Genomic DNA, 25,760 nt, shown 5'->3' on the forward strand with positions numbered 1-25,760 from the left:
AGGGAACGATGTCAGTAGGGCCTGTTATCACTGAGGTCATCGACCAAGGGGAGCCCAGCATGCAGACCACAGCACAGCCCACGGTGATCCACCGGACCCCCGAGCAGTTACGTGCGCAGCGTCAACGGCTGCTCGACGCGGTCCACATGACCCATGATCAACTCCGCGAACGAGCGGAGACCTACAGCCTCAGCATGGAAGAACTCGACGTGTGGCACACCATCGAAGGGATCGACTACCTTCTCGAAGGTGACTGCTGACGAGGCGCCGTCTCGTAAGCTGCCCAAGCTCTCCGAGATGCACCTCCCCGTCGGTGGCCACCGCATGCGTCCGGCCCTCGAGGACGTACTCCTCTTCCTCCAACGCGAGTTCGCCATCGACACCGCACAGGGCTGGAGAGCCGTCCTCGACGAACACCTCTGCAACTGGCGTGACCTGCAACTCAAGTCCGCGGTCCGCGACAACCCCGAAGCAGCCGCTGAAGTCCTCCGACTCCTCGGCTACCAGGTCAGGTCGCCGACGGTGGTCGCACCGAGAAGCGACCCCGACAGGAACAAGCTGTACTGGCCGTAGGCCACGTGCCGTAGGTCCAGCCGTCGGGTTCGTCGAAGCGCGGGCCTCGCCGCTGACTGCGATCCGTCTCGTATCGTGCCGCGCTGTGCTTGCCGCTGCTCGTCGTCGAGGGCCCACAGGTCGCGGCGGTGGCCGGGTGTCGGCGGTACGCGGACGGTGCGTACGGCACCGGTCGCGCGCGGGATACTGGGTGGATGGATACCGCCGCCGTCGACGCGTACCTCGCCCGTATCGGTGCCGATCGCCCCGCCGCCGCCGACGCGGAGGCGCTGCGGGTGCTGCACCGCCGTCACCTGACAGCCGTTCCCTTCGAGAACCTGTCGATCCATCTCGGCCAGGACATCGTCCTCGACGAACGGCCGCTTCTCGCCAAGATCGTCGACGATCGCCGGGGCGGTTTCTGCTACGAGGTGAACGGCACGTTCGCCGCCCTGCTCCGCGCCCTGGGCTACGGCGTCGACCTGCTGGCCGCGCGCCCCTACGCGGGCAAGCGGCTGGCCGTGCCGTACAGCCACATGGCGCTGCGCGTACGGACCGTGGACGGGTCGGTGTGGCTGGCCGACGTCGGGTTCGGCAAGCACAGCGAGTACCCGCTGCTGCTCGACGCGGAGGGTGAACAGCCGGACCCCGGGGGCGTGTTCCGGATCGTCCCGGCCGCGGACGGCGACCTGGACGTGCTGCGGGACGGCGAGCCCGAGTACCTGCTCGACACCCGCCCCCGCGCGCTCGCGGACTTCGAGGCGGGGTGCTGGTACAACCGCACCTCGCCCGACTCGCACTTCACCGGCTCCCTGGTGTGCTCGCGGCTCACGGAGGACGGCGGGCGGCGTACGCTCAGCGGCCGCCTGCTCGTGACGACGAGTGCCCGAGGGGCGCGTACGGAACGGGAGTTGGCGGCGGACGAGGTGCTGGACGCGTACCGTGAGCTGTTCGGCGTCACGCTGGACCGGGAGCCGGTGGTCGTGGACCGCGCGCCGCGCGTCGTGGACCACCCGGCGGGCGCGTGAGCGGGACCGCCGAGGCCCCGGAAGCCGCCGTGACGCCTGGGGCCGCCGCGACACCCGGGGCCGCCGGTGCGGTCGCGCGCAGCGGGCCGTGGCCGGTCACCGAGGCGGAGGCGCGGGCCGTGCAGGAGGAGTTGCGGGCCCGGGTCGAACGGGCCGACCACGCGCCGCCGCCCGGCACTCCCGGCACGCTGCTGGCCGGGGTCGACGTGGCCTACGACGACGCGCACGACACCGTCGCCGCCGCGGCCGTCGTCCTGGACGGCGCCACGCACGAGGTCGTCGCGCGGGCCACGGAGTGCGCGCGGGTGCCGTTCCCGTACGTGCCCGGGCTGCTGGCCTTCCGCGAACTCCCCGCCGTACTGGTCGCGTTGGAACGCCTCGACCGCGTACCCGACCTGGTCGTCTGCGACGGCTACGGCCTCGCGCACCCCCGCCGCCTCGGCCTCGCCAGCCACCTCGGGGTGCTGACCGGGCTGCCGACGATCGGCGTGGCCAAGACCCCGTTCCGCTACCGGCACGGGCCGGTCGGCGCGGTACGGGGTGACGGCGCGCCGCTGCTGGACGGTACGGAGGAGGTGGGGCGCGCGCTCCGTACGCGGGAGGGCGTACGGCCGGTCTACGTGTCCGTCGGCCACCGCGTCGGGCTCGACTCCGCCTGCGCCCACACCCTCGACCTGGCACGCCGCTACCGCCTGCCGGAGACGACCCGGCGGGCCGACGCCCTGTGCCGGGCGGCGCTGCGCGAGGCGCTGGAGGACGCGGGGCGCGCCGGGCACTGACCCCGGCGGCACACCGCCGAACCGGCCGGGCGGGAACGGGTGTCGGACCACGGGACCCTCCCCGGCGCCGCCGGGTACGTTCCGCCCCTGACCGGCACACGCAGGCGGGCCCTCGGGGTGGTCGCCGTACGCGCCCGCCTGGGCGAGGAGTCGGAAGGCGCGCCGCCGGACACCACCTACGCGTGCGACTCCGCGTCCGGCTGACGCGCCACCGGCCGTCCCAGCCGCCGCATGCCGGGGGCGCAGCGCTCCCGCAGCTCCGCCAGCTCCTCCGGCGGCAGCCGCAGCGCGGCGCCGCGCCGGGCGCCGTGGAGCAGCGCGGCGCCCCGCTCCAGCCAGTCGGGGTACGGCTCCACCCCGGCGAACGTCGCCAGCCGCGCCAACTCCTCGCGTGGCGTGGCGACCAGGCCCTCGTACGACAGCCGGGTACGCCGGTCCGGCGGCAGCTCGGCGAGGAGGTCCTCACCCTCGACGACCAGTTCGGACCAGAGGGCGCCGAACCCGGTGACCGGCAGGGGTCGTTCGAGGAGGAGGGCGGGGTCGAAGCGTTCGCTGAGGACCTCGGCGAGTTCGGGCGGCAGCGTCCGGACCAGTTCGGGGGTGAGCTCCGAGAAGCGGCGCGTGCCGGTGCGCCGGAAGATCTCGCGGAGGACCGCGATCGAGCGGTAGCCGACATGACGGCTCATCGACACGGCGCAGTCGGGGCCGTCGCGATGGAGGTGCGCGAACCGCGCGTGCGGGAAGGCGGCGCGCAGCCTGGGCACCGCCTGGAGGGAGTACCCGGAGCGTTCGACGACGGCGCGGCCACCGCCGAACCGCGCGCCGAGCAGCGCGAACAACGCCTCGTACTGCCGCGCCGCGGGCCGGCGCGGCAGGCGGCGGATCTCCGGCTCCAGGGCGTCGAACGCGGCGTCCACGTCGGCCGGGTCCACGTGCGCCGCGTCGGCGCCCGCCGCCTCCGCGTCGCCCCCGCCGCCTCCGGCGCCGCTCCCGCCCGTGGCGCCCGTGCCGTTGCCGGGCGCGGAACCGGCCACCAGGTGCGGCAGGACCATCAGGCAGAGCGCGGGGATGCCGGTGGTGTCCGCCGCGTAACGGCCGCCGCGCAGGCGGTTGTAGAGGAACTCGGGGAGCGGCACGCCGCTGCGCGTCATCCCGTCGAAGAAGTGGTTGGGCTCGGCCAGCACCCGCCAGAACTCCTCGCCCGACAGCGGCTCCTGGGGAGTCGAGTGGTCGCTGAGGGAGGCGAACATCTCGTTCAGGCTGAGCACGTCCGGGTGCAGGTTCAGCACGCGGGACAGTGCGGTCGAGCCGCTGCGCCCGGTGCCGACGACGAAGGTCAGGGGCCGTACGCCCGCGTACTCGTCCACGCCACCCGCTCCGCTCGCCGTCCCGTCGCCCGTACGGGCGCCCGCCCACCGCGCCGCGCCCGGGGGCGCCCGGCCGTGCGCGCCCGCCGCCGGACACCGGCCCGTGCGGCCGGTCGTACCAGCGGCGACCGTACCCCACCGGACGTCACCGGCACGGCGCCGACGCCCGTACGGGCGAGGGCGCGTGCGCGTGTACGGGATCGGTACGGGCGGGGCCCGTACCGTCAGGCCGACAGCCGCCGCACCACCGCCACCGGCTCCGTACGGCCACCGCTCCCACCGCCGTCGGTCGCCGCGTCCGCGCCCGCCGCGAACGCCGCCTCCGCCAGGCTGTCCAGGGACAGCCCCAGCGTGGTGGCGAGCGCCGCCACCGTGAAGAACGCCGGGGTCGGCGCCCTCCCCGTCTCGATCTTGCGGAGGGTCTCGGCGGAGACCCCGGCGGCGGCCGCGACCTCCACCATGCTCCGTTCCCCGCGTGCCTGTCGCAGCAGCGTGCCGAACCGCTCGCCCCGCTGCCGCTCCTCCTCGGTCAATCGTGTGCGCACCATGAGCGTGATACTAATACCGGTATAGAAATTGGGGTCACTCGACCCCCGTCACCCATGCCCGGAGGCAGCAGCACCATGGTGGAGATCAAGACCGACGACGCGCTGGACCTGATGCGCGAGGCCGGACGCGTGGTGGCCCACGCGCTCGCCGCCACGCGGGAGGCCGCCCGGATCGGCACGACCCTGCGCGAGCTGGACGAGGCGGCGCACGCCGTGCTGCGCGAGGCGGGCGCCACCTCGCCCTTCCTCGGCTACCAGCCGTCGTTCGCCCCCGTCCCCTTCCCCGCCGTCCTCTGCGTCTCGGTGAACGACGCCGTGCAGCACGGCATCCCCACCGACTACCGCCTCCGCGACGGCGACGTCGTCAGCGCCGACTGCGGCGCCGAGCTGAACGGCTGGACGGGCGACGCCGCCGACACGTTCATCGTCGGCACGCCCCGCCCCGAGGACGAGAAGCTGATCGCCGACACGCGCGCCGCGCTGGAGGCGGGCATCGCGGCGGCCGTCGTCGGCAACCGCGTCGGGGACATCTCGCACGCGATCGGCACCCGGGCCCGCGCCGGGCGGTACGGGATGCCCGCCGACTTCGGCGGCCACGGCATCGGGCGGCGCATGCACGAGGACCCGCACGTCGCCAACAGGGGCCGCCCCGGGCGCGGTTACCCGATGCGGCACGGGCTGGCGATCGCCATCGAGCCGATGTTCATGGTGGGCGGCAGCGACGCGTGCCGTACGGGTGGCGACGGCTGGACGATGTTCACCGCCGACGGCAGCCGCGCGGCGCACATCGAGCACACCATCGCCGTCACGGAGTCGGGCCCGCGCGTGCTCACGCTGCCCTGACCGGGCGCCCCGCGCCGACCCTCTCCCGCCCCACCCGACCCCGTGGCCCCGGACCCGGCCACGGGGCTTGTGGAACGTGCGGCACCTTCATAGCATCGCTGGTGTTACATCGTTTGTGTCAAACGGCTTCCGTATCCGACGGCTGGGGTCCCCATGGCAGCGGAACACCCGCACGCGCGTCCCGCGCGCGGACACGACGCGACGGCGGCACCGCACGGGCCGCTCGACGGCGTCCGCGTGCTGGAGCTGGCCGGGATCGGCCCCGGCCCGTACGCCGCGATGGTCCTCGCGGACCTCGGCGCCGACGTCGTACGGGTCGACCGCCCCGGCGGCCCCGCCCTCGGCATCGACCCCGCGTACGACGTCACCAACCGCAACAAGCGCTCCGTCGTCCTCGACCTGAAGACACCCGAGGGCGCCGCCGCCGCGCTCGACCTGGCGGACCGCGCCGACGTGCTGCTGGAGGGTTACCGGCCCGGCGTCGCCGAACGCCTCGGCCTCGGCCCCGACGCCTGCCTCGCCCGCAACCCCCGCCTCGTCTACGGGCGGATGACCGGCTGGGGCCAGGACGGCCCGCTCGCCCAGCGGGCCGGGCACGACCTCGGCTACGTCGCGGTGACCGGCGCCCTCGGTATCACCGGACCCGCCGAGGGCCCGCCGTACGCGCCCGCCAACCTCCTCGGGGACTACGCGGGCGGCTCGCTCTACCTGGTGATCGGCGTGCTCGCGGCCCTCCACCACGTACGCGCCGACGGCGGGACCGGGCAGGTCGTGGACGCGGCCATCGTGGACGGTACGAGCCATCTGTCCGCCATGCTGCACGGCATGCTGGCGGCGGGCGCCTGGCAGGACCGGCGGGCGGCGAACCTGCTGGACGGCGGCAGCCCGTTCTACGGCACGTACGAGACGCGCGACGGCGGACACATGGCCGTGGGGGCGCTGGAGCCCGCGTTCTACGCCGAGTTCACCCGACTCCTCGACCCGGGCGGGCCGTCCGCCGCGCCCGCCGACGGGCCGGACGCCGCCGCTCCCCTCCCGCCGCTCCCGCCACGCGAGGACCCCGCCCGCTGGGCCGAGCTGCGTACGGCGATCGCCGCCCGCTTCCGCACCCGTACGCGCGACGAGTGGACCCGGGTCTTCGCTGACTCCGACGCGTGCGTGGCCCCGGTCCTCTCCCTGCGCGAGGCGCCGCACCACCCCCAACTCGCCGCCCGCGCCACCTTCGTGGAGCACGACGGCATCACCCAGCCCGCGCCCGCGCCGCGCTTCTCCGCCACCCCCGGCTCCGTACGCGGCGGGCCCGCGCTGCCCGGCGCGCACACGGCGGAGGTCGCCCGCGACTGGGGGGTGCCGGACCTGCCCGCGCCCGCCGCGGCCCTATCGCCCGCACCCGTACCCGCATCCGCCCCCGAGCAGGAAGCCGACTGACATGCAGCGCGAGATCTTCACCGGCGACCACGACGCCTTCCGGCAGACCGTGCGCACCTTCCTCGCCAAGGAGGTCGAGCCGTACCACGCGCAGTGGGAGCGCGACGGCGTCGTCTCCCGCGCCGCCTGGCTGGCCGCCGGACGGCAGGGGCTGCTGGGGCTGGCGGTGCCCGAGGAGTACGGCGGCGGGGGCGAGCCCGACTTCCGCTACGCGGCCGTGCTGGCCGAGGAGTTCGCGCGGGCGGGCGCGACCGGGCTCGCGCTCGGCCTGCACAACGACATCGTCGGCCCGTACCTCACCGGCCTCGCCACCGACGAGCAGAAGCGCCGCTGGCTGCCCGGCTTCTGCTCGGGCGAGACGATCACGGCCATCGCCATGACCGAGCCCGGCGCGGGCTCCGACCTCCAGGGCATCCGTACGAGCGCGGAGGACGCGGGCGACCACTGGGTGCTCAACGGGTCGAAGACGTTCATCTCCAACGGCATCCTCGCGGACCTCGTGGTCGTCGTCGCCCGGACCACGCCCGAGGGCGGCGCGAAGGGCCTCAGCCTGCTCGTCGTGGAGCGCGGCGCGGCGGGCTTCGAACGCGGCCGGAACCTCGACAAGATCGGCCAGAAGGCCCAGGACACCGCCGAGTTGTTCTTCCACGACGTGCGGGTCCCCAAGGAGAACCTGCTCGGGGAGTTGCACGGCGCCTTCGGCCACCTGATGACGAACCTCGCCCAGGAACGCATGGCCATCGCCGTCGCCGGGATCGCCTCCGCGGAGCACGTACTGGAGCTGACCACGGCGTACGTGAAGGAACGCGAGGCGTTCGGGCGGCCGTTGGCGAAGCTCCAGCACGTGCGGTTCGAGATCGCGGAAATGGCCACCGAGTGCGCGGTCACCCGTACCTTCGTCGACCGGTGCGTCGCCGACCACGCGAAGGGCGCACTCGACGCCGTGCACGCCTCGATGGCCAAGTGGTGGGCCACCGAACTCCAGAAGCGCGTCGCGGACCGCTGCCTGCAACTGCACGGCGGCTACGGCTACATGAACGAGTACGCCGTCGCCCGCGCGTACACCGACGGCCGGATACAGACCATCTACGGCGGGACCACGGAGATCATGAAGGAGATCATCGGCCGCTCGCTGCTCGGCTGAGCCCACCGCCGCCCGCCCGAACCCGCCACCCGAGCCCTCCGCCCCGCCCCCGCCGCACCCCCGGCCCGGCACACCGACCCGGCACCCCGGACCCGACTCCCGAAAGGCAGCTCAACGTGACCACGGAAGCGTACGTCTACGACGCCATCCGCACCCCGCGCGGGCGCGGCAAGGCCAACGGCGCCCTGCACGGCACCAAGCCCATCGACCTGGTGGTCGGCCTCATCCACGAGCTGCGCCGCCGGTTCCCCGACCTGGACCCGGCCGCCATCGACGACGTCGTGCTGGGCGTCGTCGGCCCCGTCGGGGACCAGGGCTCCGACATCGCGAAGATCGCCGCCATCGCGGCGGGCCTGCCCGACACCGTCGCGGGCGTGCAGGAGAACCGCTTCTGCGCGTCCGGTCTGGAGGCCGTCAACCTGGCCGCCGCCAAGGTACGTTCCGGCTGGGAGGACCTGATCCTCGCCGGTGGCGTGGAGTCCATGTCGCGGGTGGCGCTCGGCAGCGACGGCGGCGCCTGGTTCAACGACCCGATGACCAGCTTCGAGACCTCCTTCGTGCCGCAGGGCATCGGCGCCGACCTGATCGCCACGATCGAGGGCTTCAGCCGCCGCGACGTCGACGAGTACGCCGCCCTGTCCCAGGACCGCGCCGCCGAGGCGTGGAAGGACGGCCGCTTCGACCGTTCCGTGGTGCCCGTCACCGACCGCAGCGGGGTCACCGTGCTCGACCACGACGAGCACATGCGCCCCGGCACCACCGCCGACTCCCTCGCCAAGCTCAAGCCGTCCTTCGCGGACATCGGCGAGCTGGGCGGCTTCGACGCGGTCGCGCTCCAGAAGTACCACTGGGTGGAGCGCCTCGACCACGTCCACCACGCGGGCAACTCGTCGGGCATCGTGGACGGTTCGGCGCTCGTCGCCATCGGCAACGCGGAGGTCGGCGCGCGCTACGGGCTCCGCCCCCGCGCCCGTATCGTCTCCGCCGCCGTCTCCGGCGCCGACCCCACCATCATGCTGACGGGCCCCGCGCCCGCCACCCGCAAGGCGCTCGCCAAGGCCGGGCTGACCATCGACGACATCGACCTGGTGGAGATCAACGAGGCGTTCGCCGCCGTCGTCCTCCGCTTCGTCCGCGACATGGGCCTGTCCCTGGACAAGGTGAACGTCAACGGCGGCGCCATCGCCATGGGACACCCGCTCGGCGCCACCGGCGCGATGATCGTCGGCACGCTCGTCGACGAACTGGAGCGCCGCGACCAGCGGTACGGCCTGGCCACGCTGTGCGTCGGCGGCGGCATGGGCATCGCGACCGTCGTCGAACGGCTCTGAGCCCGCGCCCGTCCACCGGCCCCGCCGCCCCGCACACCCGGCACGTCCCACCCCAAACGGAGAACCACCACCATGGCTGTGTCCAACGAGTCCACGGCGTCCACCATCCGCTGGGAGCAGGACGGGACCGGAGTCGTCACCCTCGTCCTCGACGACCCCGCCCAGTCCGCCAACACCATGAACGAGGCGTTCCAGACCTCCCTGACCGAGGTCGCGGACCGCCTGGAGGCCGAGCGCGACAGCGTCCGCGGCATCATCGTCACCTCCGCCAAGAAGACGTTCTTCGCGGGCGGCGACCTGCGCGAACTGATCCAGGCGCGGCCCGAGGACGCCGAGCGCGTGTACGCGACGGGGATGCGCGTCAAGCGCGACCTGCGGCGCATCGAGACGCTCGGCAAGCCGCTCGTCGCCGCCCTCAACGGCGCCGCGCTCGGCGGTGGCCTGGAGATCGCCCTCGCCTGCCACCACCGCGTCGCCCTCGACGCGCCCGGCTCGAAGATCGGCTGCCCGGAGGCCACCCTCGGCCTGCTCCCCGGGGGCGGCGGCGTCGTCCGTACGGTACGTCTGCTGGGCATCGCGGACGCCCTGCTGAAGGTGCTGCTCCAGGGCCAGCAGTACCGTCCGGCGAAGGCGCTGGAGGTCGGCCTCGTCCACGAGGTCGTCGCGACGCGGGACGAACTCCTCGCCGCGGCGCGGGCGTTCGTCGACGCGCACCCCGAGTCCGGGCAGCCCTGGGACGTCAAGGGCTACAAGATCCCCGGCGGTACGCCCGCCCACCCGAAGTTCGCGGCCAACCTGCCCGCGTTCGCCGCCAACCTCGCCAAGCAGACCGCCGGCGCCCCCTACCCGGCGCAGCGGAACATCCTCGCGGCGGCCGTGGAGGGCGCGCAGGTCGACTTCGAGACCGCGCAGGCGATCGAGGCGCGCTACTTCACGGAGCTGGTCACCGGCCCCGTCGCGAAGAACATGATCCAGGCGTTCTTCTTCGACCTCCAGGCCGTCAACTCCGGCGCGAACCGCCCCCGCGACGTCCCCGAGCGCCCCGTACGCCGCGTCGCCGTGCTCGGCGCCGGGATGATGGGCGCGGGCATCGCGTACTCCTGCGCCAGGGCCGGGATCGACGTCGTGCTGAAGGACGTCACGCGGGAGGCGGCGGAGAAGGGCAAGGCGTACTCGGCCGGGCTCCTCGACAAGGCGCTGTCCCGGGGCCGTACGACCGAGGCGCGCCGCGCCGAGCTGCTGGACCGCATCACCCCGACCGGCGACGTGGCGGACCTCGCGGACTGCGACGCCGTCATCGAGGCCGTCTTCGAGGACACGGCGCTGAAGCACAAGGTCTTCCAGGAGGTCCAGGACGTGGTGGCGCCGGACGCGCTGCTGTGCTCCAACACCTCCACGCTGCCCATCACCACGCTCGCGGAGGGCGTACGGCGCGACGGGGACTTCGTCGGCCTGCACTTCTTCTCGCCGGTCGACAAGATGCCGCTGGTCGAGATCATCCGCGGCGGGCGGACCGGCGACGAGGCGCTGGCCCGCGCGTTCGACCTGGTGCGGCAGATCCGCAAGACGCCGATCGTCGTCAACGACTCCCGCGGCTTCTTCACGTCCCGCGTCATCGGCCACTTCATCAACGAGGGCGTCGCGATGCTGGCCGAGGGCGTCGACCCGGCCACCGTCGAGCAGGCCGCCGCGCAGGCGGGCTACCCGGCCAAGGTCCTCTCCCTGATGGACGAGTTGACGCTCACCCTGCCCCGCAAGATCCGTGACGAGACCCGCGAGGCACTCGCCGCCGCGGGCACCCCGCTGCCCGACCACCCGGCGGACGCGGTGATCGACCGGATGGTCGACGAGTTCGGGCGTACGGGACGCAGCGGCGGCGCGGGCTTCTACGACTACGACGAGCAGGGGCGGCGCACCGGCCTCTGGCCCGGCCTGCGCGAGCACTTCACGGCGGCGGCCGCCGGGGCGACGGCGGACGGGGCGCCCGTACGCCCCGAGGACGTCGACCTCACGGAGCTGCAGGAGCGGATGCTGTTCGTCGAGGCGCTGGACACCGTGCGGTGCGTCGAGGAGGGCGTGCTGACGTCCGTCGCGGACGCCAACATCGGCTCCATCATGGGCATCGGCTTCCCGCCGTGGACCGGGGGCGTCCTCCAGTACGTCAACGGCTACGCGGGCGGCACCGCCGGTTTCGCCGCCCGCGCGCGGCAGTTGGAGGCCGCGTACGGGCCGCGCTTCGCGGTGCCGCCGCTGCTGGCGGAGAAGGCGGCGGCCGGGGAGCGCTTCAGCGACCAGCCGTAGCGCCGGACGGTTCTAGCCGTCGGCCGGGGTCGGCGGCGCGGCCGCCTCCGCGCCGCCCACGCGCGGGGAGCGTTCCTCCGGGAACGCCCCCCGCAGCTCCTCCCGCAATGACCGCTGGAACGCGGTGAGCAGCGCCTGCACCACGATCGGCTGCATGTGCGCCGACAGGGACTTCATCCGCTCCAACTGCTCCGGGCCGACCTCCTGTTCGCGGTACGGCTCCCACACCTCGTCCTTGAACAGGGTGCTCAACTCCCGTGCCGCCGCCCGCGCGTGGCCCTGGAGCACCTCGCGCGCGGCCAGGATCGCGGGCTGCGAGATCGGCACGTCCAGCAGCCGCGTCCCGAGGTGCAGCAGCGCGGGGTCCACCCGGAACACCTCCGGGTCGTCCGTGCGCTCCAACACGCCCATGGCGGCGAGCCGTTCGAGGTCGTCGTCGGTCAACTCCCGTCCGACGCGCCCCTCCAGCTGCCCGCGCGTGCTCTCGTCCACGGTGTCGGGCGTCCAGGAGGCGACGACGGCGCGGTGCAGGGCCAGGTCGTACGAGCTGAGGTCGTCGGGCAGCCGCTGGAGGTAGCGTTCGATGGCGGCGAGCGTCATGCCCTGGTGCTGCAACTCCTCGATCAGCGCGAGCCGCGACAGGTGGTCCGGCCCGTAGCGGCCGACGCGCCGGGCGCCGATGGTGGGCGGCGGGAGCAGGCCGCGGGTGCCGTAGAAGCGGATGGTGCGCACCGTCACCCCGGCGCGGGCGGCCAGCTCGTCGACGGTCAGGGTGTCGGACCCGGCGCCCTCCCCGCTCCGCTCCCGGTCGCCCTCCCGGTCCTGGCCCCGGTCCTGGTCCGCCATCGGTCCCGCCTCCCTGACTGGTCCTCCGGTCCACCGGTGCGCCCGGCCGTCCCGCGTACGTGGGACAGTATTGCTGTCTCACCACTTCTGTGAAAGCTCTCGCCGCGCACCGGCCCCCGCACGCCGGTCCGTTCCTGGGTCGGCGCACGCCCCAAGCGCCGCCTGCTGGCGGAGCTGGACGGCCTGCACCAGAGCGACCCGGGCACTCGCGCCCGGGGGTGTGTCCGGGCCCCCGCTCAGGCAGTGGGGAGTCCCAGCCCCGGTGTGCTCTTGACGGTCTTCATCGTGAACTGCGAGTTGGTCCGCGCCACCCCCGGCAGCCCGGTGAGCCGGTTCAGGTAGAAGCGCTCGTACGTCGCGAGGTCGGGCACCGCCACCCACAGCACGTAGTCGGGCTGCCCGAACAGCCGCAGGCAGTGCACCACTTCGTCGAACCCGGCGACGGTCTCCTCGAACGCCTCGATGGTCCCCTTGTCCTGCACCGACATCTCCACGTGCACCAGCACCCGGAAGCCGCGCCCGAGGGCCTCCGGGGCGACCGACGCGTGGTAGCCGGTGATCACGCCGTCGCTCTCCAGCTGCCGTACGCGGCGCAGGCAGGGGGAGGGGGAGAGGCCGACGCGGTCGGCGAGTTCGGTGTTGGTGAGGCGCCCGTTCCCGGTGAGGTGCGCGATGATTGCGCGATCGGTCCTGTCCATGGCAGAACATGCTAATCGGGGTAGCGGATGGGGGCACATTCGGCATCCTGTGCGGCGCCTCCGGGGCTACGGTGAGCCCGTCACCCACCGCCCACCACCGGAGGCCCCCGTGTCCGACCAGCCGATACTCGCGTTGAACGAAGCCGAGCGGGAGACCGCCGACCGGCTGCTGAGCACGTTCCTCGGCGATTACGAACGCACGCTGCGCAGCCGCCCGCTGGTGCCCGACGTGGACCGGGGGACGCTCGCCGCGCTGCTCTCCGACCCGTTCCCCGACCAGGGGGTGGGTGTCGAGGGGGTGTTCCGGGAGATCGACGAGCGGATCGTGCCGAACTCCACCGCCGTCGCCCACCCGCGCTTCCTCGCGTACGTACTGGGGCCGCCCAACGGCATCGCGCCGTACGCCGAGGCCGTCGCCGCCACCCTCAACCAGAACTGCAACTTCTGGCAGCTCTCCCCGGCCGCGAGCGTCGTCGAGCGCGCCGTGACCAACTGGCTGGGCGGGCTGTTCGGCTACGGCGAGGAGGCCGGCGGCATCCTCACCGGCGGCGGCTCCCTCGCCACCCTCAACGCCCTGACCACCGCGCTGCACGCCCGCCGCCCCGACTTCCGCGCACGGGGCCTCCAGACGTCGGCGCCGCCACTGGTCCTCTACACCTCCCGCGAGGCGCACCGCTGCGTGGACAAGGCCGCCGCGATCCTCGGCCTCGGCACGGAGAACGTCCGGCACATCGCCACCGACGACCGGTTCCGCATGCGCGTCGACGCGCTGGAAGAGGCGATCCGCGCGGACCGCGCCGCCGGACGCGAACCGTTCTGCGTGGTGGCCACGCCGGGCACGGTCACCAGCGGCTCCGTCGACCCGGTCGACGCGATCGCGGACGTCTGCGCGCGCGAGGACCTGTGGTTGCACGTGGACGGCGCGTACGGCGCGCTGTTCGTGCTCTCCGACGACGTACGGGAGTCCTTCGCGGGCGTCGGCCGCGCCGACTCGATCGCGCTGGACCCGCACAAGATGCTGTTCGCGCCGCTGGAGGCGGGCTGTCTGCTGGTGCGCGACCGCAGCCTGCTGGCCCAGGCGTACGCCTTCTCCTCCTCGTACCTCACCGTGGAGGAGGACCCGCTGATGCTCGACTACATGGACTACGGGCCCCAACTGTCCCGCGACTTCAAGGCGTTGAAGGTGTGGAGCGCGTTGCGGGCGTTCGGGGTGGACGCTTTCCGGGCAGCGGTGGACCACACGCTGCGACTCGCCCGCCGACTGGCGGACCGCGTCGAGGCCGCCCCCGAACTGGAGTTGATGGCGCCGGTGCCGCTCACCGCCGTCTGCCTGCGGATCAGGGGCGCGGGCGACGCCGAACACACCGCCGTGCTGGCGCGGCTGATCGAGGAGGGGACCGCTTTGTTGGGACCGGCCAGGCTGAACGGGCGCCAGGGCATCCGGGCCTGCGTCACCAACCACCGCACCACACCCGCCGACATCGACCTCGTCGTCGACCGGCTGGTCGCCCTCGCACGCGAGACGTGCCCCGGCGGCGTCGGCGGGGCGGCCCGGTGAGCGGGGACCCGCGCCCGCCCGGCGACGACCCCGGCGACGACCCCGTCGGCGCGATGTTCGCCGCCGACGCCGCGTCCCGCGGCCTCGGCATCGAGCTGCTGTCGGCGGGCGAGGGCGCCGCGGTGGTCCGGATGACGGTGACCGCCGCGATGCTCAACGGCCACGGCATCGCCCACGGCGGCTACGTCTTCCTGCTTGCCGACACCGCCTTCGCCTGCGCCTGCAACAGCCGGGGGCCGGTGACGGTCGCCTCCGGCGCCGACGTCTCGTTCACCGCGCCCGTCCACGAGGGCGACGTCCTGACGGCCACCGCGCACGAGCGTTCCCGGCACGGCCGCAACGGGATCTACGACGTGACCGTACGGCGGGCGGAGACGGTGGTCGCGGAGTTCCGGGGCCGCAGCCGGGCGCTCGGGGACCGGCCACGGAGCGGGGGAGGGCGTACGTCGGGGGCGTGAACTCGGCGTGTACGGCGGCCCGTTCACGCGCCGGTCCACCCGCCCGGTCACGCGTCCGCGCGCGCCGGCTCCCGCCCGGCGGCGACCGTCCAGGCCCCCACGCCCCACAGGGACAGGGCGGCGACCAGGCCCACCACGAGGCGTACGGTCGCGTCCGCGCCGTCCGCCGCCCACACGGCCAGGCCGCCCGCCCCGGCCGCCGTCAGCAGGGCCGCGGGCACCCGCAGCCGCGGCTGCCCGAACACGGCGGCGAGCGGCAGGAAGTGCAGCCCGACGACGACGGCGACCAGCGGCGGTACGAGCACCGGCTCACCGGCGCGGGCGCAGCCCACGGCGATGGCGATGATCAGCAGCCACTGGAGGCCGTTGATCTGATGGAAGCGCCTGCGCCGGTCCGGCGGGAACGGGCCGCCCTCCGACGCGGGCAGCGACCGGCGCGCGGCGAGCATCAGCGCCACCGCCACGACGCACCCGGCCGCGATCGCCACCGGCCGTGCCGGACCGCTGAACGCGCTGGTGGCCAGCAGCCACCAGCCCACCCCGAACAGCGCGAGAAACCCCACCCCTGACTTGAACATGGCGTCACTGTAGGCGGAGAAACGTCACACCGCCGCGTTCCGTCCCCGCCGGAGACGTACGGGCGGGCCGCGCCGTGACGCGGCCCGCCCGGAACGCGGGTGCCTTGGGGCCGGTGGCGTCAGTGCCCGTGCCCGCTGCCGTGGGCGTCGCCGTGCGCCTCGTGCTCGCGGCCGTGCTTCGTCGCCTGGAGGTCCTCCCACGACTTCGGCCGCTCCGCCTTCGCCGCCGGGACCCGCTTCGCGGCGCCGCTCTCCGCGCCCGCGGGCGCCTCCGGCCGCGTCGGCTCCCGCAGCCAGGTGTCGAACAGCGCGTCCAGCGACTTGCCGGAGACCTGCTCCGCGTACGCCACGAACTCGTCGACCCGCGCGTCACCGCCCCGCCGCTCGTCCTGCCAACCCTTGAGGATCGCGAAGAAGTCGTCGTCACCGATCTCCGCGCGCAGGGCGTGCAGCGCCATGGCGCCGCGGTCGTAGACGGCGTCGTGGAACTGGTTCTCCGCGCCCGGGTCGGCGGGCCGCACCGTCCAGAACTCGTCGTCCGCCGGGTACGAGTCGTACGTCCAGTCGGAGATCTCCTGGGCCGTGCCCTCGCCCTGCTCCTCCGACCAGAGCCACGACGCGTACGTGGCGAAGCCCTCGTTCAGCCAGATGTCCTTCCAGCCGTGCACGGAGACGCTGTCCCCGTACCACTGGTGCGCCATCTCGTGCACGACGAGCGACATGTTGGAGCCGGACGCGAAGCTGCGCTGGCTGTAGAACGGCCGGGTCTGGGTCTCCAGCGCGTAGCCGGTGTCGGTGTTGGGGACGTAGCCGCCGATGGCGTTGAACGGGTACGGGCCGAAGACCGACGACAGCCACTCCGTCACCTCGGCGGTGCGCTCGATGCTCGCGCGGGCGCCGCGGTCGTTCTCGCCGAGGTCCTTGCTGTACGCGTTCAGCACCGGCAGCCCGTCGGACGTCTCGTCCTTCGTGATGTCGAACTTGCCGACGGCCAGCGTCGCCAGGTACGACGCCTGCGGCTGGTCCGAACGCCAGTTGAAGCGCGTCCAGCCCGCCTGCGCGCGCTCGGAGGTGAGCACGCCGTTGCTGATCGCCTGCGTGCCGTCCGGCACGGCCACGCTCACGTCGTACGTCGCCTTGTCCGACGGGTGGTCGTTGCTCGGGAACCACCACCAGGCGGCCTCCGGCTCGTTCGCCGCGACACCGCCGTCGGGCGTGCGGTGCCAGGAGGTGAAGCCGTTGACCTCGACCTCCGAGGGGGTGCCGGAGTAGCGCACGACGACCGTGATGCGCTGGCCCTTCTTCAGCGGCCGGTCGGGGGTGATCTCCAGCTCGTGCGCGCCGGACGTGGCGAACGACGCCTTCCGCCCGTTGACGCGGACGTCGCTCACGTCGAGCGCGAAGTCGAGGTTGAAGCGGGAGAGTTCCTGCGTGGTGGTGGCCAGCAGGGTGGCGGTGCCCTCCAGACGGTCGTCCTCGGGCTGGTACTTCAGCCGCAGGTCGTAGTGCGAGACGTCGTAGCCGCCGTTGCCGTAGTCCGGGTAGTACGGGTCGCCCACGCCGGGGGCGCCCGGCGCGGGTTCGGCCGCCGACGCCGGGATCGTCAGCAGCAGGGAGGCGGCGACCACGGCCGGGGCGAGGAATCTCTGACGCACGGGTTCTCCATCTTTCTCGGGACGCGTTCTGCACGGTCTGCATCGGGTTACGGGCATCGGGCTGCGTTGCCACGTGGTGCGGGCTCCGGGCCCCGGACGATGTCTACTCTGTCAGGACACGTCATGTCCACGACGTTCCGCCCGTCGGAGGGCGTCCGACACCAGCCGTACGGAGTCCTCCGCGCAGGCCCACGACACCGTGACGCCCGCCCCGCCGTGCCCGTAGTGGTGCACGCAGACGCCGCCGCCCGGCAGCCGTACGGCCTTCAGCCGCACCCGCGGCCGGTACGGGCGCAGCCCCACGCGGTGCTCCAGCACCTCCGCCCCGGCCAGCGCGGGCAGCACCCGGGCGCAGCGCGCCACGATGTCCGCGGCCGTGCCCGGATCGGGCTCCGGGTCCTCGGCGTCCTCCTCGGCGGTCCCGCCGAGCAGCAACCCGTACGGCTGCGGGATGACGTACGTGGACGCCGCCGCGCCGTGCGCCGCCGCCACGTACCACTCCTCGACGCCGACCGGGTCGGCCACCACCACCAACTGCCCGCGCACCGCCCGTACCGACGGGTCCGGCACCAGCTCGCGCGCGCCCAGGCCGGTGCAGTTGACGACGACGGGCGCGGCCGCGGCGGCCTCCTCCAGCGAGCGGGCGGCACGCCGTTCGACGCGGCCGCCCGCGGCCTCCAACCGGGCCTGGAGGTACCGGAGATACGTCGTCATGTCGACCACGGGCGTCACCGTGCGCGGCCCCACCAGCGCCGACCACTCCGGCGTGCTGGCGCCGTCCGCCATGGTGCCCGCGCGCATCCGTACGCCCGTCGCCGCCGGGTCCCGCGCGAGCGCCGCGAAGGTGCCGAAGGAGCGTACGGCCCACTCGGCGGCGAGCGCGGCGGGCTCGATGCGGTACGGCCAGCACAGCCCGCCCGCCACCGCCGAGGTCGTCGCGGCGGCGGGCTCGCGGCTCCACAGCCGTACCCGCACGCCGTCCTCCGCGAGCAGCACGCCCGTGGTCAGCCCGACGACCCCGCCTCCGACGATCAGCACCTCACGCATGGACGCACGCTAACCGCAGCCGGTGCGCCCGCGCACGGGTGCGCCCGCACCGTGGTGCGCCCTCGCTCACACCTCCTCCGGGTCGACGGGAGTCAGCTCGCCGTCCAGCCGGAGCCAGCGCGTGACGCCGATGTCCCGCAGGAACGGCACGTCGTGCCCGGCCACGATCAGCGCGCCCTCGTACGAGCCGAGCGCCGCGACGAGCTGCCGGACGCTCGCCATGTCGAGGTTGTTCGTCGGCTCGTCGAGCATGAGCAGCTGCGGCGCGGGCTCGGCCAGCATCACGGCGGCGAGCGTCGCGCGGAAGCGTTCACCGCCGGACAGCGTGCCCACCGTGCGGTCCGCCCGCGCCCCCTTGAACAGGAAGCGCGCCAGCTGCGCCCGTACGCGGTTGTTGGTCGCCTCCGGCGCCAGCCGCGCGACGTTCTCGACCAGCGACAGGTCGTCGTCCAGCACGTCGAGCCGCTGCGGCAGCGACCGTACGGGCACGTGCGTCTCCACCTCACCGGCCACCGCGGGCAGCCCGCCCGCGATCGTGCGCAGCAGCGTGGACTTGCCCGAACCGTTCCGCCCCAGCAGCGCGATCCGCTCCGGGCCGTGCACGTCGAGCGTCGCCCGCGCGCCGCAGCGCAGCTCCACGTCCCGCAGCGTGAGCACCCGCCGCCCCGGCGGTACGGCCGTGAACGGCAGGTCCACGCGGATCTCCGCGTCGTCCCGTACGGCCTCGGCCGCCTCGTCCAGCCGTTCCTTCGCGTCCTCCAGGCGCTGTTCGTGCAGGAGGCGGTGCTTGGCGCCGGAGACCTGGGCGTCGCGCTTGCGCTGGTTCATCACGATCTTCGGTTCGCGCTTGTTGGCGCTCATCTTGTTGCCGTAGCGCACCCGCTTCGCGAGTTTCGACTGGGACTCGGTCAGCTCCCGCCGCTGCCGCTTCACGTCGGCCTCCGCGACGCGCACCATGCGTTCGGCGGCCTCCTGCTCGGCGGCGACGGCCTCCTCGTACGCGTCGAGGTTGCCGCCGTACCAGTGCACGCCGTCCGGGCGCAGATCCGCGATCCGGTCGACGAGGCCGAGCAGTTCGCGGTCGTGGCTGACGACGACGAGCACGCCCGGCCACGCGGACACCGCCGCGTACAGCCGCTGCCGCGCCTCCCGGTCGAGGTTGTTCGTCGGCTCGTCCAGCAGCAGCACGTCCGGCCGCGCGAGCAGCAGCGCCGCCAGCCGCAGCAGTACGGACTCGCCGCCGGACACCTCGCCGACGGTGCGGTCGAGGCCGACGCCGACCAGCCCGAGCTGGTCGAGCGTCGCCCGCGCGCGCTCCTCCACGTCCCAGTCGTCGCCGACTGCCGTGAAGTGCTCCTCGGCGGCGTCGCCCGCCTCGATGGCGTGCAGCGCGGCACGCGCGTCGGCGACGCCGAGCGCCTCGTCGACGCGGAGCGAGGTGTCGAGGGTCAGGTTCTGCGGCAGGTGGCCGAGCTCGCCGGTGACGCGTACGGCGCCGCCGAGCGGGGTGAGTTCGCCCGCGATCAGCTTCAGCAGGGTGGACTTCCCCGTGCCGTTGAGCCCGATGAGCCCGGTCCGGCCGGGCCCGACGGACAGGTCGAGACCGTCGAGGACGGGGGTGCCGTCGGGCCAGCCGAAGGTCAGGCCGGTGCAGGTGATGGAGGTGGTGGTCGATGACATACGGGGTCTCCCGTCGCGGTGCTGCCGCCGGGACGTGCGGCGCGTGCGGATGGTGGGCAACGCGGGAGACACCGGGCCCCGGGCAGGGGCGGAGGGGAGATGCGCGGGGCGGCAGGGCCGGGAACGGCGGATGCGCGGGACGGCAGCTCGCTTCCGAGGTCGCACTCGTGGCACACCAGACGGGGCACACGGTGTCTCAGAACCTCAGACGAGCAACTGCCTCTCCTGTCGACGGCAACAGAGCCGTCGACGACCGTACGGCGCCCGCCGCGCCGCCGCAACGGGATTTACGCCGCGCCCGCCGCGCCCGCTCCGCGCGCCGCGCCCGGCCTTCGCCCCCGCCCGGCGGTCCGTTCGCGGGCCGGGGCGCGCGTCGCGAACCAGACCGTGCCCACCACCAGCGCGCTGCCGCCGACCTGGAACGCCGTCGGGCGCTCACCCAGCGCCACCACCCCCACCAGCACGGCCAGCACCGGCTGGAGCAGCAGCAGCGCGGCACCGGTGTTGGCCGCCAGCAGCGGCAGCGCCGAGCCGATCAGCAGCCACGTCAGCACCTGCCCGAACAGCGCCAGCGCGGCCAGCCATCCCCACGACGCCGCCGTGTGCGGCGTCGCGATGCCCGTCATGACGCCGCCCACCACCCCCGCTGAGGCGGCGGCCGCCGCCGTGGAGACGCACACCGGCAGCACCGTGTGCGTACGGCCGCCCGCGAGGCGCGTGAGGAAGAGGTAGCCGGCGTAACTGACGCCCGCCGCCGTCCCGTACAGCACTCCCGTCACCGGGTCGCCGTTCGCCTCCGCGCCACCGACCGCGCCGCCCGCCAGGGCGACGCCCGCGAGCATCACGGGGATCGCCAGCACGAAGCGCAGCGGCATCGGGGCGCCCGAGACCAGCCGGGCGAGCAGCGGGAAGACGACGACCTGCACGTTCAGCAGGACGGCGGCGATCGACGCCCCGAGGTGGAGCACGGACGCCGACCAGAGGACGAAGTCCACGCCGAGCAGTACGCCCGCCGCCGCGTCCAGCAGCAGCAGGCGCCGCGTACGGCCGCCGACCCGCGCCAACTCCCGCAGCGCGAACGGCACCAGCACCAGCAGCGCCAGCGCGCAGCGCAGGAACGCGGCCGTCCCCGCGTCCGTACCGGACAGCTTCACGAACGCGCCCGACGCCGCCGTGCACGCCGCGCCCGCCGTGAGCAGCACGACGGCCCGCGCGGGGACGGACTGCGGCTCGGGGCGCGGGGCGGTGGTCGTGCTCACCGGGACGCCCGCCGCGGTGGTCGTGCCCGCTGCCGGGGTCGTGACCGCAGCCGTGGTCGTGGGCGCGCCGTCGGCGCGCCGGGATGCCGATGCCATGGCTCCACTCTGGGGCCGAAGACCCGTCAACAAAAGCGAAGCTTTCTGATGATGTCCCGGTAGCATCGCTACCGTGTTCAGTGTCGACCGCCTCCGCGCCCTCTCCGCCGTCGCCGCGTACGGCTCGATCGCGCGGGCCGCGCGCGCCCTCCACGTCACGCCCTCCGGCGTCTCCCAGCAACTCGCCAAGCTGGAACGGGAGTCCGGGCACCGGCTGCTGGAGCCCGACGGCCGGAGCGTACGCCTCACGCACGCCGGCCGGGTCCTCACCGAGCACGCCGACCGCGTCCTCGGTCAGCTCGCCGCCGCCGAGACCGACCTGGCGGACCTGCACGAGGAGATCCTCGGACCGCTGCGGCTCGGCGGCGTCGGCAGCGCCCTGCGCACGCTGCTCCCCGGCGCGCTCGCGGACCTCACGCGCGACCATCCGCGGCTCGCCCCGGCCGTACGCGACGGCGAGGCCGTCGACATGCTGCCGCTGCTCCTCGCGGGCGACCTGGACCTGCTGGTGATCGAGAGCTGGAGCAACCGGCCGATGGCGCTTCCGGCGGGCGTCGCCTTCGAGGCGCTCGTACGGGAACGCGTACACGTCGCCCTCGCCGCCGAACATCCCCTGGCGGAACGGGAGTCGGTGGACCTCGCGGAGCTGGCGGACGAGCCGTGGGCGGGCTGCGCACCGGGTACGGAGCCGCGCGAGGCGCTCGTACAGGCCGTACGCGCCCGTGGCGGCGAGCCGCGCCTCCGCTACACCGTGGCCGAGTACACCACCCAACTCGCCCTGGTCGAGGCCGGGTTGACTGCGGCGCTCGTCCCGGCCATGGCGCAGCGGCCCGCACCGCCGGGTGTGCGCTTCGTCGACTGCGCGCCGGGCCTGGAACGCGAGGTGCTGGCCGCCTGGCGCGGCAACTCCCGCAGCCCGGTCATCCGCGCGGCCCTCACGGCCCTCCGCCGCCGGGTCCCACCCGTCTGAGGGGGCGCGGCACGCGTGGCGCGGGGGCGGGATCGAGCCGGAACGCGGTACGCGCGGCAGCTGTCGGGGCGTGCCGGAGACGTCCCGGGGACGCGCGCGCGGTGGCGGTTCCGGGTGGATGCCGCCGCGAGCGTGCCCGCCCACTCCCTGGGGCGGGAACGCACGCGTGCGGGAGGCAGAACGCCGACGCCCCGCCCGTTGCGCGAACTCCAACACCACCTCACCGGACCGGAGTTGACGCGCGTGCGGGCACTCTACAGTCCGTACGGGCGCACACAAGTACGGAAGGTTCGCTGCTGTGTGAACGCATTCCGGCGGGTGCGCGGACGGCCCCGCGCGGCCCCGGCGGTGGCCTGCGGACGCGCCCGCCCCCTTTACCCGAGCGCCTGTTCGCGGCGACCCTGCGGTGGGGGACATCGGCGGAGAAGCACACGGCGCTGCTGCGACAGGAGGCCCCATGGACGGCAGGCACGGGTTGCCCGGCAGTCGCGGGGTGGCGGTCGCGATGCTCGTACTGACCGCGTTCACCGTGCTGGGAGCGCTGGTCGTCGTGTGGCGGCTGACCGGCTGACCGGCCCATCCGCCGTACGCGTACGGCGTGCGCCCGCCGCCGTGCGCGGGCCGACACGTACGGCGCCGCCGCCGGAATCCGCGCGCCCCGGCGCCCGCCCATCGCCTAGGATCACGACCTCATGTCTGCCACTCTCGTCGCCAAGAACCTCGCCGCCGGCCACGGCGACCGTACCCTCTTCGCCGGGCTCGACCTGGTCGTCGCCCCCGGCGACGTGATCGGCCTCGTCGGCGTCAACGGCGCGGGCAAGAGCACCCTGTTGCGGATGCTCGCCGGACTCGGCACCGCCGAGGAGGGCACCGTGCGCCTCAGCCCGCCCACCGCCACCGTCGGCCATCTGCCGCAGGAGCCGGAGCGCCGCGAGGGCGAGACCGTACGCGGCTTCCTCACGCGCCGTACGGGAGTCGCCGCCGCCGAGGCCGCGTTGGAGGAGGGCACCCGGCTGCTGTCGGAGGGCCTGCCCGGCGGCGACGACGCGTACGCCGTCGCGCTGGAACGCTGGCTCGCGCTCGGCGCCGCCGACCTGGACGAGCGGGCCGCCGAGGTGACCGCCGGGCTGGGCCTCGACACCGGCCTGGACCGGCCGATGACGGCGCTCTCCGGCGGCCAGGCCGCCCGCGCGTCCCTCGCCTCGCTGCTGCTCAGCCGCTACGACGTGTTCCTCCTCGACGAGCCCACCAACGACCTCGACCTGGACGGCCTGGCCCGGCTGGAGACGTTCGTGACGGGGCTGCGCGCCGGGACCGTACTGGTCAGCCATGACCGCGAGTTCCTCGCCCGCACCGTCACCGGCGTCCTCGAACTCGACCTGGCGCAGCAGCGCGTGAACCTCTTCGGCGGCGGCTACCAGTCGTACCTGGACGAGCGCGAACGCGCCCGGCGGCAGGCGCGCGAGGACTACGAGGAGTACGCCGACACCCGCGCCGACCTGGAGGCGCGCGGGCGGCGGCAGCGCGGCTGGATGGAGAAGGGCGTCCGCAACGCGCGGCGCAAGATGAGCGACAACGACAAGATCGGCCGAAACTCCCGGGTGGAGGCCACCGAGAAGCAGGCCGCGAAGGCACGCCAGACGGACCGGATGATCGAACGGCTGGAGGTCGTCGAGGAGCCGCGCAAGGAGTGGGAGCTGCGGATGGACATCGCGGACGCGCCCCGCTCCGGCTCCGTCGTGGCGGTGCTCCGCGGCGCCGAAGTGCGGCGCGGTGACTTCCGGTTCGGGCCCGTCGACCTCCAACTCGACTGGCGCGACCGGGTGGCCGTGACCGGCGCCAACGGCTCCGGCAAGTCGACGCTGCTCGCCACGCTCCTCGGGCGGCTCGAACTGGCGGCGGGATCGGCGGTGTTGGGGTCGGGCGTGCAGGTCGGTGAGGTCGACCAGGCGCGGCGGTTGTTCTACGGGGAGGAATCGCTGCTCGACGCGTTCGGCGCCGCCGCGGACCTCCAGCCCGCCGAAGCCCGCACGCTGCTCGCGAAGTTCGGCCTCAAGGCCGTCCACGTACTGCGCCCCGCCGCGACCCTCTCGCCCGGCGAACGCACCCGCGCCGCGCTGGCCCTGCTCCAGGGCCGTGGCGTCAACCTCCTGGTCCTGGACGAGCCCACCAACCACCTGGACCTGCCCGCCATCGAGCAGTTGGAGTCGGCGCTCGCCGGGTACGAGGGCACGCTGCTGCTCGTCACCCACGACCGGCGGATGCTGGAGGCGGTGCACACCACGCGCCGTCTGGAGGTGGCGGACGGCCGGGTCACGGAGAGCTGAGCCACCCGCTCACGGTCCACCCGCTCACGCCTGCCCGCCCATCGCCGCCCCACGACGCACGGCGGCGGTGCCGGGCCCCACACCCGTGCACCGCCGCCTCGTGGGCGTGACCGCGCCCGTACGCGCCCGTGGCGCGCCTCTCCCCGTGGGCGGGTCACGCGGGTCCCTCCGGGCCCGCGCGTCCCCGCGCGGCTCAGCCCGCCGCGCGCGCCGCCTTGCGCGCGTTCCGCGCCGCCAGCTTCTCGTCGAACTTCGCGGCCTCGCCGTCCAGTCCGTTCATGAACAGGCCCAACTCCTCCTGCGCGCGCAGCCCGTCGGGGCCGAGCCCGCCGATCTCCATCACCTTGAGGTAGCGCAGCACGGGCTGGAGCACGTCGTCGTGGTGGATGCGGAGGTTGTAGATCCCGCCGATGGCGATGCGCGCGGCGGACCGCTCGAAGCCGGGCATGCCGTGGCCGGGCATCCGGAAGCCCACGACCACGTCCCGTACGGCCTGCATCGTCAGGTCCGGCGCCAGCTCGAAGGCGGCGGCGAGCAGGTTGCGGTAGAAGACCATGTGCAGGTTCTCGTCCGTGGCGATGCGGGCGAGCATCCGGTCGCAGACCGGGTCACCGGACTGGTGGCCGGTGTTGCGGTGCGAGACGCGGGTGGCCAGCTCCTGGAAGGCGACGTACGCGACGGAGTGGAGCATGCTGCCCGCGTTGTCGGACTCGAAGCCCTCCGACATGTGCGCCATGCGCAGGTTCTCCAGCTGCACCGGGTCGACGGCACGGGACGCCAGTAGGTAGTCGCGCATCACGATGCCGTGCCGCCCCTCCTCGGCGGTCCAGCGGTGCACCCAGGTGCCCCAGGCGCCGTCGCGGCCGAAGAGGGTGGCGATCTCGTGGTGGTACGAGGGGAGGTTGTCCTCGGTGAGCAGGTTGACGACGAGGGCGATCCGGCCGACCTCGGTGACCTTCGACTGGTCCGGTGCCCACGCCTCGCCGTCGAACGGGCCGTCGAAGTCGCGCGCGGCGGTCCACGGCACGTACTGGTGCGGCATCCAGTCCTTGGCGACCGCCAGGTGGCGGTTCAGCTCCTTCTCCACCACCTCTTCCAGCGCGAAGAGCAGACGGGCGTCCGTCCACTGGTCCGTACCTGCGTGCGGGGTGGCGGTGGTCACGGCGACTCCTGACGGGGGAGGGGACGGTGGGGCGGGTGGAGGTGCCCCCAAGGAACAGCACTTACGGTTCCGTAGGTTACGACACCGTAGGTTGATGTCCCGGAG

Annotated in this window: 23 protein-coding genes; 13 read left to right on the top strand and 10 right to left on the bottom strand. The window is 74.0% G+C overall.

The features are described from left to right. Positions 1-59 precede the first annotated feature (59 nt). From D7M15_RS26095 to D7M15_RS26110, 4 genes are all read left to right on the top strand, one after another. Positions 60-260, top strand: coding sequence for a hypothetical protein (locus tag D7M15_RS26095; RefSeq protein WP_121521418.1), 201 nt, complete (start codon positions 60-62; stop codon positions 258-260). Then, positions 250-573 (top strand): hypothetical protein, encoded by a 324-nt coding sequence (locus tag D7M15_RS26100; protein WP_240649499.1) that lies wholly within the window; start codon positions 250-252, stop codon positions 571-573. Before D7M15_RS26095 ends, D7M15_RS26100 begins: the two co-directional genes overlap by 11 nt. A 194-nt stretch (positions 574-767) precedes the next feature. After that, the gene (locus D7M15_RS26105; protein WP_121519736.1) at positions 768-1,580 is read left to right on the top strand and encodes an arylamine N-acetyltransferase; all 813 of its coding nucleotides are present in this window, start codon (positions 768-770) and stop codon (positions 1,578-1,580) included. Between the two features lie 29 nt (positions 1,581-1,609). Further along, positions 1,610-2,359 (top strand): endonuclease V, encoded by a 750-nt coding sequence (locus tag D7M15_RS26110; protein WP_121521420.1) that lies wholly within the window; start codon positions 1,610-1,612, stop codon positions 2,357-2,359. A 176-nt stretch (positions 2,360-2,535) separates the two neighbouring features. On the opposite strand, the gene D7M15_RS26115 is transcribed toward D7M15_RS26110, so the two are convergent. Both D7M15_RS26115 and D7M15_RS26120 read right to left on the bottom strand, forming a co-directional pair. After that, positions 2,536-3,726, bottom strand: coding sequence for a sulfotransferase (locus tag D7M15_RS26115; protein ID WP_121519737.1), 1,191 nt, complete (start codon positions 3,724-3,726; stop codon positions 2,536-2,538). A 224-nt stretch (positions 3,727-3,950) separates the two neighbouring features. After that, positions 3,951-4,274 (bottom strand): helix-turn-helix transcriptional regulator, encoded by a 324-nt coding sequence (locus D7M15_RS26120; protein WP_121519738.1) that lies wholly within the window; start codon positions 4,272-4,274, stop codon positions 3,951-3,953. A gap of 75 nt (positions 4,275-4,349) precedes the next feature. Here D7M15_RS26120 and map point away from each other — a divergent pair, with 75 nt between their 5' ends. The 5 genes from map (at position 4,350) to D7M15_RS26145 (ending at position 11,321) form a co-directional block, all read left to right on the top strand. Beyond that, positions 4,350-5,117, top strand: a complete 768-nt coding sequence (map, locus tag D7M15_RS26125) for a type I methionyl aminopeptidase (protein ID WP_121519739.1) — start codon at positions 4,350-4,352, stop codon at positions 5,115-5,117. Positions 5,118-5,270: 153 nt separating this feature from the next. Next, positions 5,271-6,545, top strand: coding sequence for a CaiB/BaiF CoA-transferase family protein (locus D7M15_RS26130; protein ID WP_121519740.1), 1,275 nt, complete (start codon positions 5,271-5,273; stop codon positions 6,543-6,545). A 1-nt stretch (position 6,546) separates the two neighbouring features. After that, complete coding sequence (locus tag D7M15_RS26135) at positions 6,547-7,689, top strand: acyl-CoA dehydrogenase family protein (protein ID WP_121519741.1); 1,143 nt, start codon at positions 6,547-6,549, stop codon at positions 7,687-7,689. A 116-nt stretch (positions 7,690-7,805) separates the two neighbouring features. Then, entirely contained in the window at positions 7,806-9,020 is a 1,215-nt protein-coding gene (locus D7M15_RS26140; RefSeq protein WP_121519742.1) for an acetyl-CoA C-acetyltransferase, read from the top strand. 72 nt (positions 9,021-9,092) lie between these two features. Next, entirely contained in the window at positions 9,093-11,321 is a 2,229-nt protein-coding gene (locus tag D7M15_RS26145; protein WP_121519743.1) for a 3-hydroxyacyl-CoA dehydrogenase NAD-binding domain-containing protein, read from the top strand. Positions 11,322-11,333: 12 nt separating this feature from the next. Here D7M15_RS26145 and D7M15_RS26150 read toward each other — a convergent pair whose 3' ends face one another. Both D7M15_RS26150 and D7M15_RS26155 read right to left on the bottom strand, forming a co-directional pair. After that, on the bottom strand, positions 11,334-12,167 hold the full coding sequence (locus tag D7M15_RS26150) for a MerR family transcriptional regulator (protein ID WP_121519744.1): 834 nt from the start codon (positions 12,165-12,167) through the stop codon (positions 11,334-11,336). A gap of 236 nt (positions 12,168-12,403) precedes the next feature. Beyond that, a complete protein-coding gene (locus D7M15_RS26155; protein ID WP_121521422.1) occupies positions 12,404-12,865 on the bottom strand; it encodes an Lrp/AsnC family transcriptional regulator in 462 nt (153 codons plus the stop codon). Between the two features lie 109 nt (positions 12,866-12,974). On the opposite strand from D7M15_RS26155, the gene D7M15_RS26160 reads away from it, so the two are divergent. Together D7M15_RS26160 and paaI are read left to right on the top strand one after the other, a co-directional pair. Then, positions 12,975-14,423 (top strand): pyridoxal-dependent decarboxylase, encoded by a 1,449-nt coding sequence (locus tag D7M15_RS26160; RefSeq protein ID WP_165906331.1) that lies wholly within the window; start codon positions 12,975-12,977, stop codon positions 14,421-14,423. A gap of 53 nt (positions 14,424-14,476) precedes the next feature. Next, on the top strand, positions 14,477-14,881 hold the full coding sequence (gene paaI, locus D7M15_RS26165) for a hydroxyphenylacetyl-CoA thioesterase PaaI (protein WP_121521424.1): 405 nt from the start codon (positions 14,477-14,479) through the stop codon (positions 14,879-14,881). A gap of 47 nt (positions 14,882-14,928) precedes the next feature. Here paaI and D7M15_RS26170 read toward each other — a convergent pair whose 3' ends face one another. From D7M15_RS26170 to D7M15_RS26190, 5 genes are all read right to left on the bottom strand, one after another. Then, complete coding sequence (locus D7M15_RS26170) at positions 14,929-15,459, bottom strand: hypothetical protein (RefSeq protein ID WP_121519746.1); 531 nt, start codon at positions 15,457-15,459, stop codon at positions 14,929-14,931. Positions 15,460-15,578: 119 nt separating this feature from the next. Then, a complete protein-coding gene (locus tag D7M15_RS26175; RefSeq protein ID WP_121519747.1) occupies positions 15,579-17,114 on the bottom strand; it encodes a M1 family metallopeptidase in 1,536 nt (511 codons plus the stop codon). A 111-nt stretch (positions 17,115-17,225) separates the two neighbouring features. Beyond that, a complete protein-coding gene (locus D7M15_RS26180) occupies positions 17,226-18,161 on the bottom strand; it encodes an FAD-dependent oxidoreductase (protein ID WP_121519748.1) in 936 nt (311 codons plus the stop codon). Between the two features lie 66 nt (positions 18,162-18,227). After that, complete coding sequence (locus D7M15_RS26185) at positions 18,228-19,841, bottom strand: ATP-binding cassette domain-containing protein (RefSeq protein ID WP_121519749.1); 1,614 nt, start codon at positions 19,839-19,841, stop codon at positions 18,228-18,230. 287 nt (positions 19,842-20,128) lie between these two features. Continuing rightward, positions 20,129-21,196, bottom strand: coding sequence for a DMT family transporter (locus D7M15_RS26190; RefSeq protein WP_121519750.1), 1,068 nt, complete (start codon positions 21,194-21,196; stop codon positions 20,129-20,131). Positions 21,197-21,269: 73 nt separating this feature from the next. Between D7M15_RS26190 and D7M15_RS26195 the strand changes: the two genes are divergently transcribed. Together D7M15_RS26195 and D7M15_RS26200 are read left to right on the top strand one after the other, a co-directional pair. Beyond that, positions 21,270-22,166, top strand: a complete 897-nt coding sequence (locus D7M15_RS26195; protein ID WP_121519751.1) for a LysR family transcriptional regulator — start codon at positions 21,270-21,272, stop codon at positions 22,164-22,166. 692 nt (positions 22,167-22,858) lie between these two features. Then, entirely contained in the window at positions 22,859-24,493 is a 1,635-nt protein-coding gene (locus tag D7M15_RS26200) for an ABC-F family ATP-binding cassette domain-containing protein (protein WP_121519752.1), read from the top strand. A gap of 193 nt (positions 24,494-24,686) precedes the next feature. Here D7M15_RS26200 and D7M15_RS26205 read toward each other — a convergent pair whose 3' ends face one another. Beyond that, complete coding sequence (locus D7M15_RS26205) at positions 24,687-25,655, bottom strand: acyl-ACP desaturase (RefSeq protein WP_121519753.1); 969 nt, start codon at positions 25,653-25,655, stop codon at positions 24,687-24,689. Positions 25,656-25,760: the final 105 nt, after the last annotated feature.

It is taken from the genome of Streptomyces sp. Z26, assembly GCF_003665095.1.
GTDB lineage: Bacteria > Actinomycetota > Actinomycetes > Streptomycetales > Streptomycetaceae > Streptomyces > Streptomyces phytohabitans.

Bases quoted from the DNA above. Each gene is read 5' to 3' on its own strand.
- D7M15_RS26150 (WP_121519744.1), bottom strand. From the start codon at position 12,167: ATGGCGGACCAGGACCGGGGCCAGGACCGGGAGGGCGACCGGGAGCGG.
- D7M15_RS26105 (WP_121519736.1), top strand. From the start codon at position 768: ATGGATACCGCCGCCGTCGACGCGTACCTCGCCCGTATCGGTGCCGAT.
- D7M15_RS26135 (WP_121519741.1), top strand. From the start codon at position 6,547: ATGCAGCGCGAGATCTTCACCGGCGACCACGACGCCTTCCGGCAGACC.
- map (WP_121519739.1), top strand. From the start codon at position 4,350: ATGGTGGAGATCAAGACCGACGACGCGCTGGACCTGATGCGCGAGGCC.
- D7M15_RS26170 (WP_121519746.1), bottom strand. From the start codon at position 15,459: ATGTTCAAGTCAGGGGTGGGGTTTCTCGCGCTGTTCGGGGTGGGCTGG.
- D7M15_RS26185 (WP_121519749.1), bottom strand. From the start codon at position 19,841: ATGTCATCGACCACCACCTCCATCACCTGCACCGGCCTGACCTTCGGC.
- D7M15_RS26120 (WP_121519738.1), bottom strand. From the start codon at position 4,274: ATGGTGCGCACACGATTGACCGAGGAGGAGCGGCAGCGGGGCGAGCGG.
- D7M15_RS26200 (WP_121519752.1), top strand. From the start codon at position 22,859: ATGTCTGCCACTCTCGTCGCCAAGAACCTCGCCGCCGGCCACGGCGAC.
- D7M15_RS26180 (WP_121519748.1), bottom strand. From the start codon at position 18,161: ATGCGTGAGGTGCTGATCGTCGGAGGCGGGGTCGTCGGGCTGACCACG.
- D7M15_RS26155 (WP_121521422.1), bottom strand. From the start codon at position 12,865: ATGGACAGGACCGATCGCGCAATCATCGCGCACCTCACCGGGAACGGG.
- D7M15_RS26095 (WP_121521418.1), top strand. From the start codon at position 60: ATGCAGACCACAGCACAGCCCACGGTGATCCACCGGACCCCCGAGCAG.
- D7M15_RS26145 (WP_121519743.1), top strand. From the start codon at position 9,093: ATGGCTGTGTCCAACGAGTCCACGGCGTCCACCATCCGCTGGGAGCAG.
- D7M15_RS26190 (WP_121519750.1), bottom strand. From the start codon at position 21,196: ATGGCATCGGCATCCCGGCGCGCCGACGGCGCGCCCACGACCACGGCT.
- D7M15_RS26130 (WP_121519740.1), top strand. From the start codon at position 5,271: ATGGCAGCGGAACACCCGCACGCGCGTCCCGCGCGCGGACACGACGCG.
- paaI (WP_121521424.1), top strand. From the start codon at position 14,477: ATGTTCGCCGCCGACGCCGCGTCCCGCGGCCTCGGCATCGAGCTGCTG.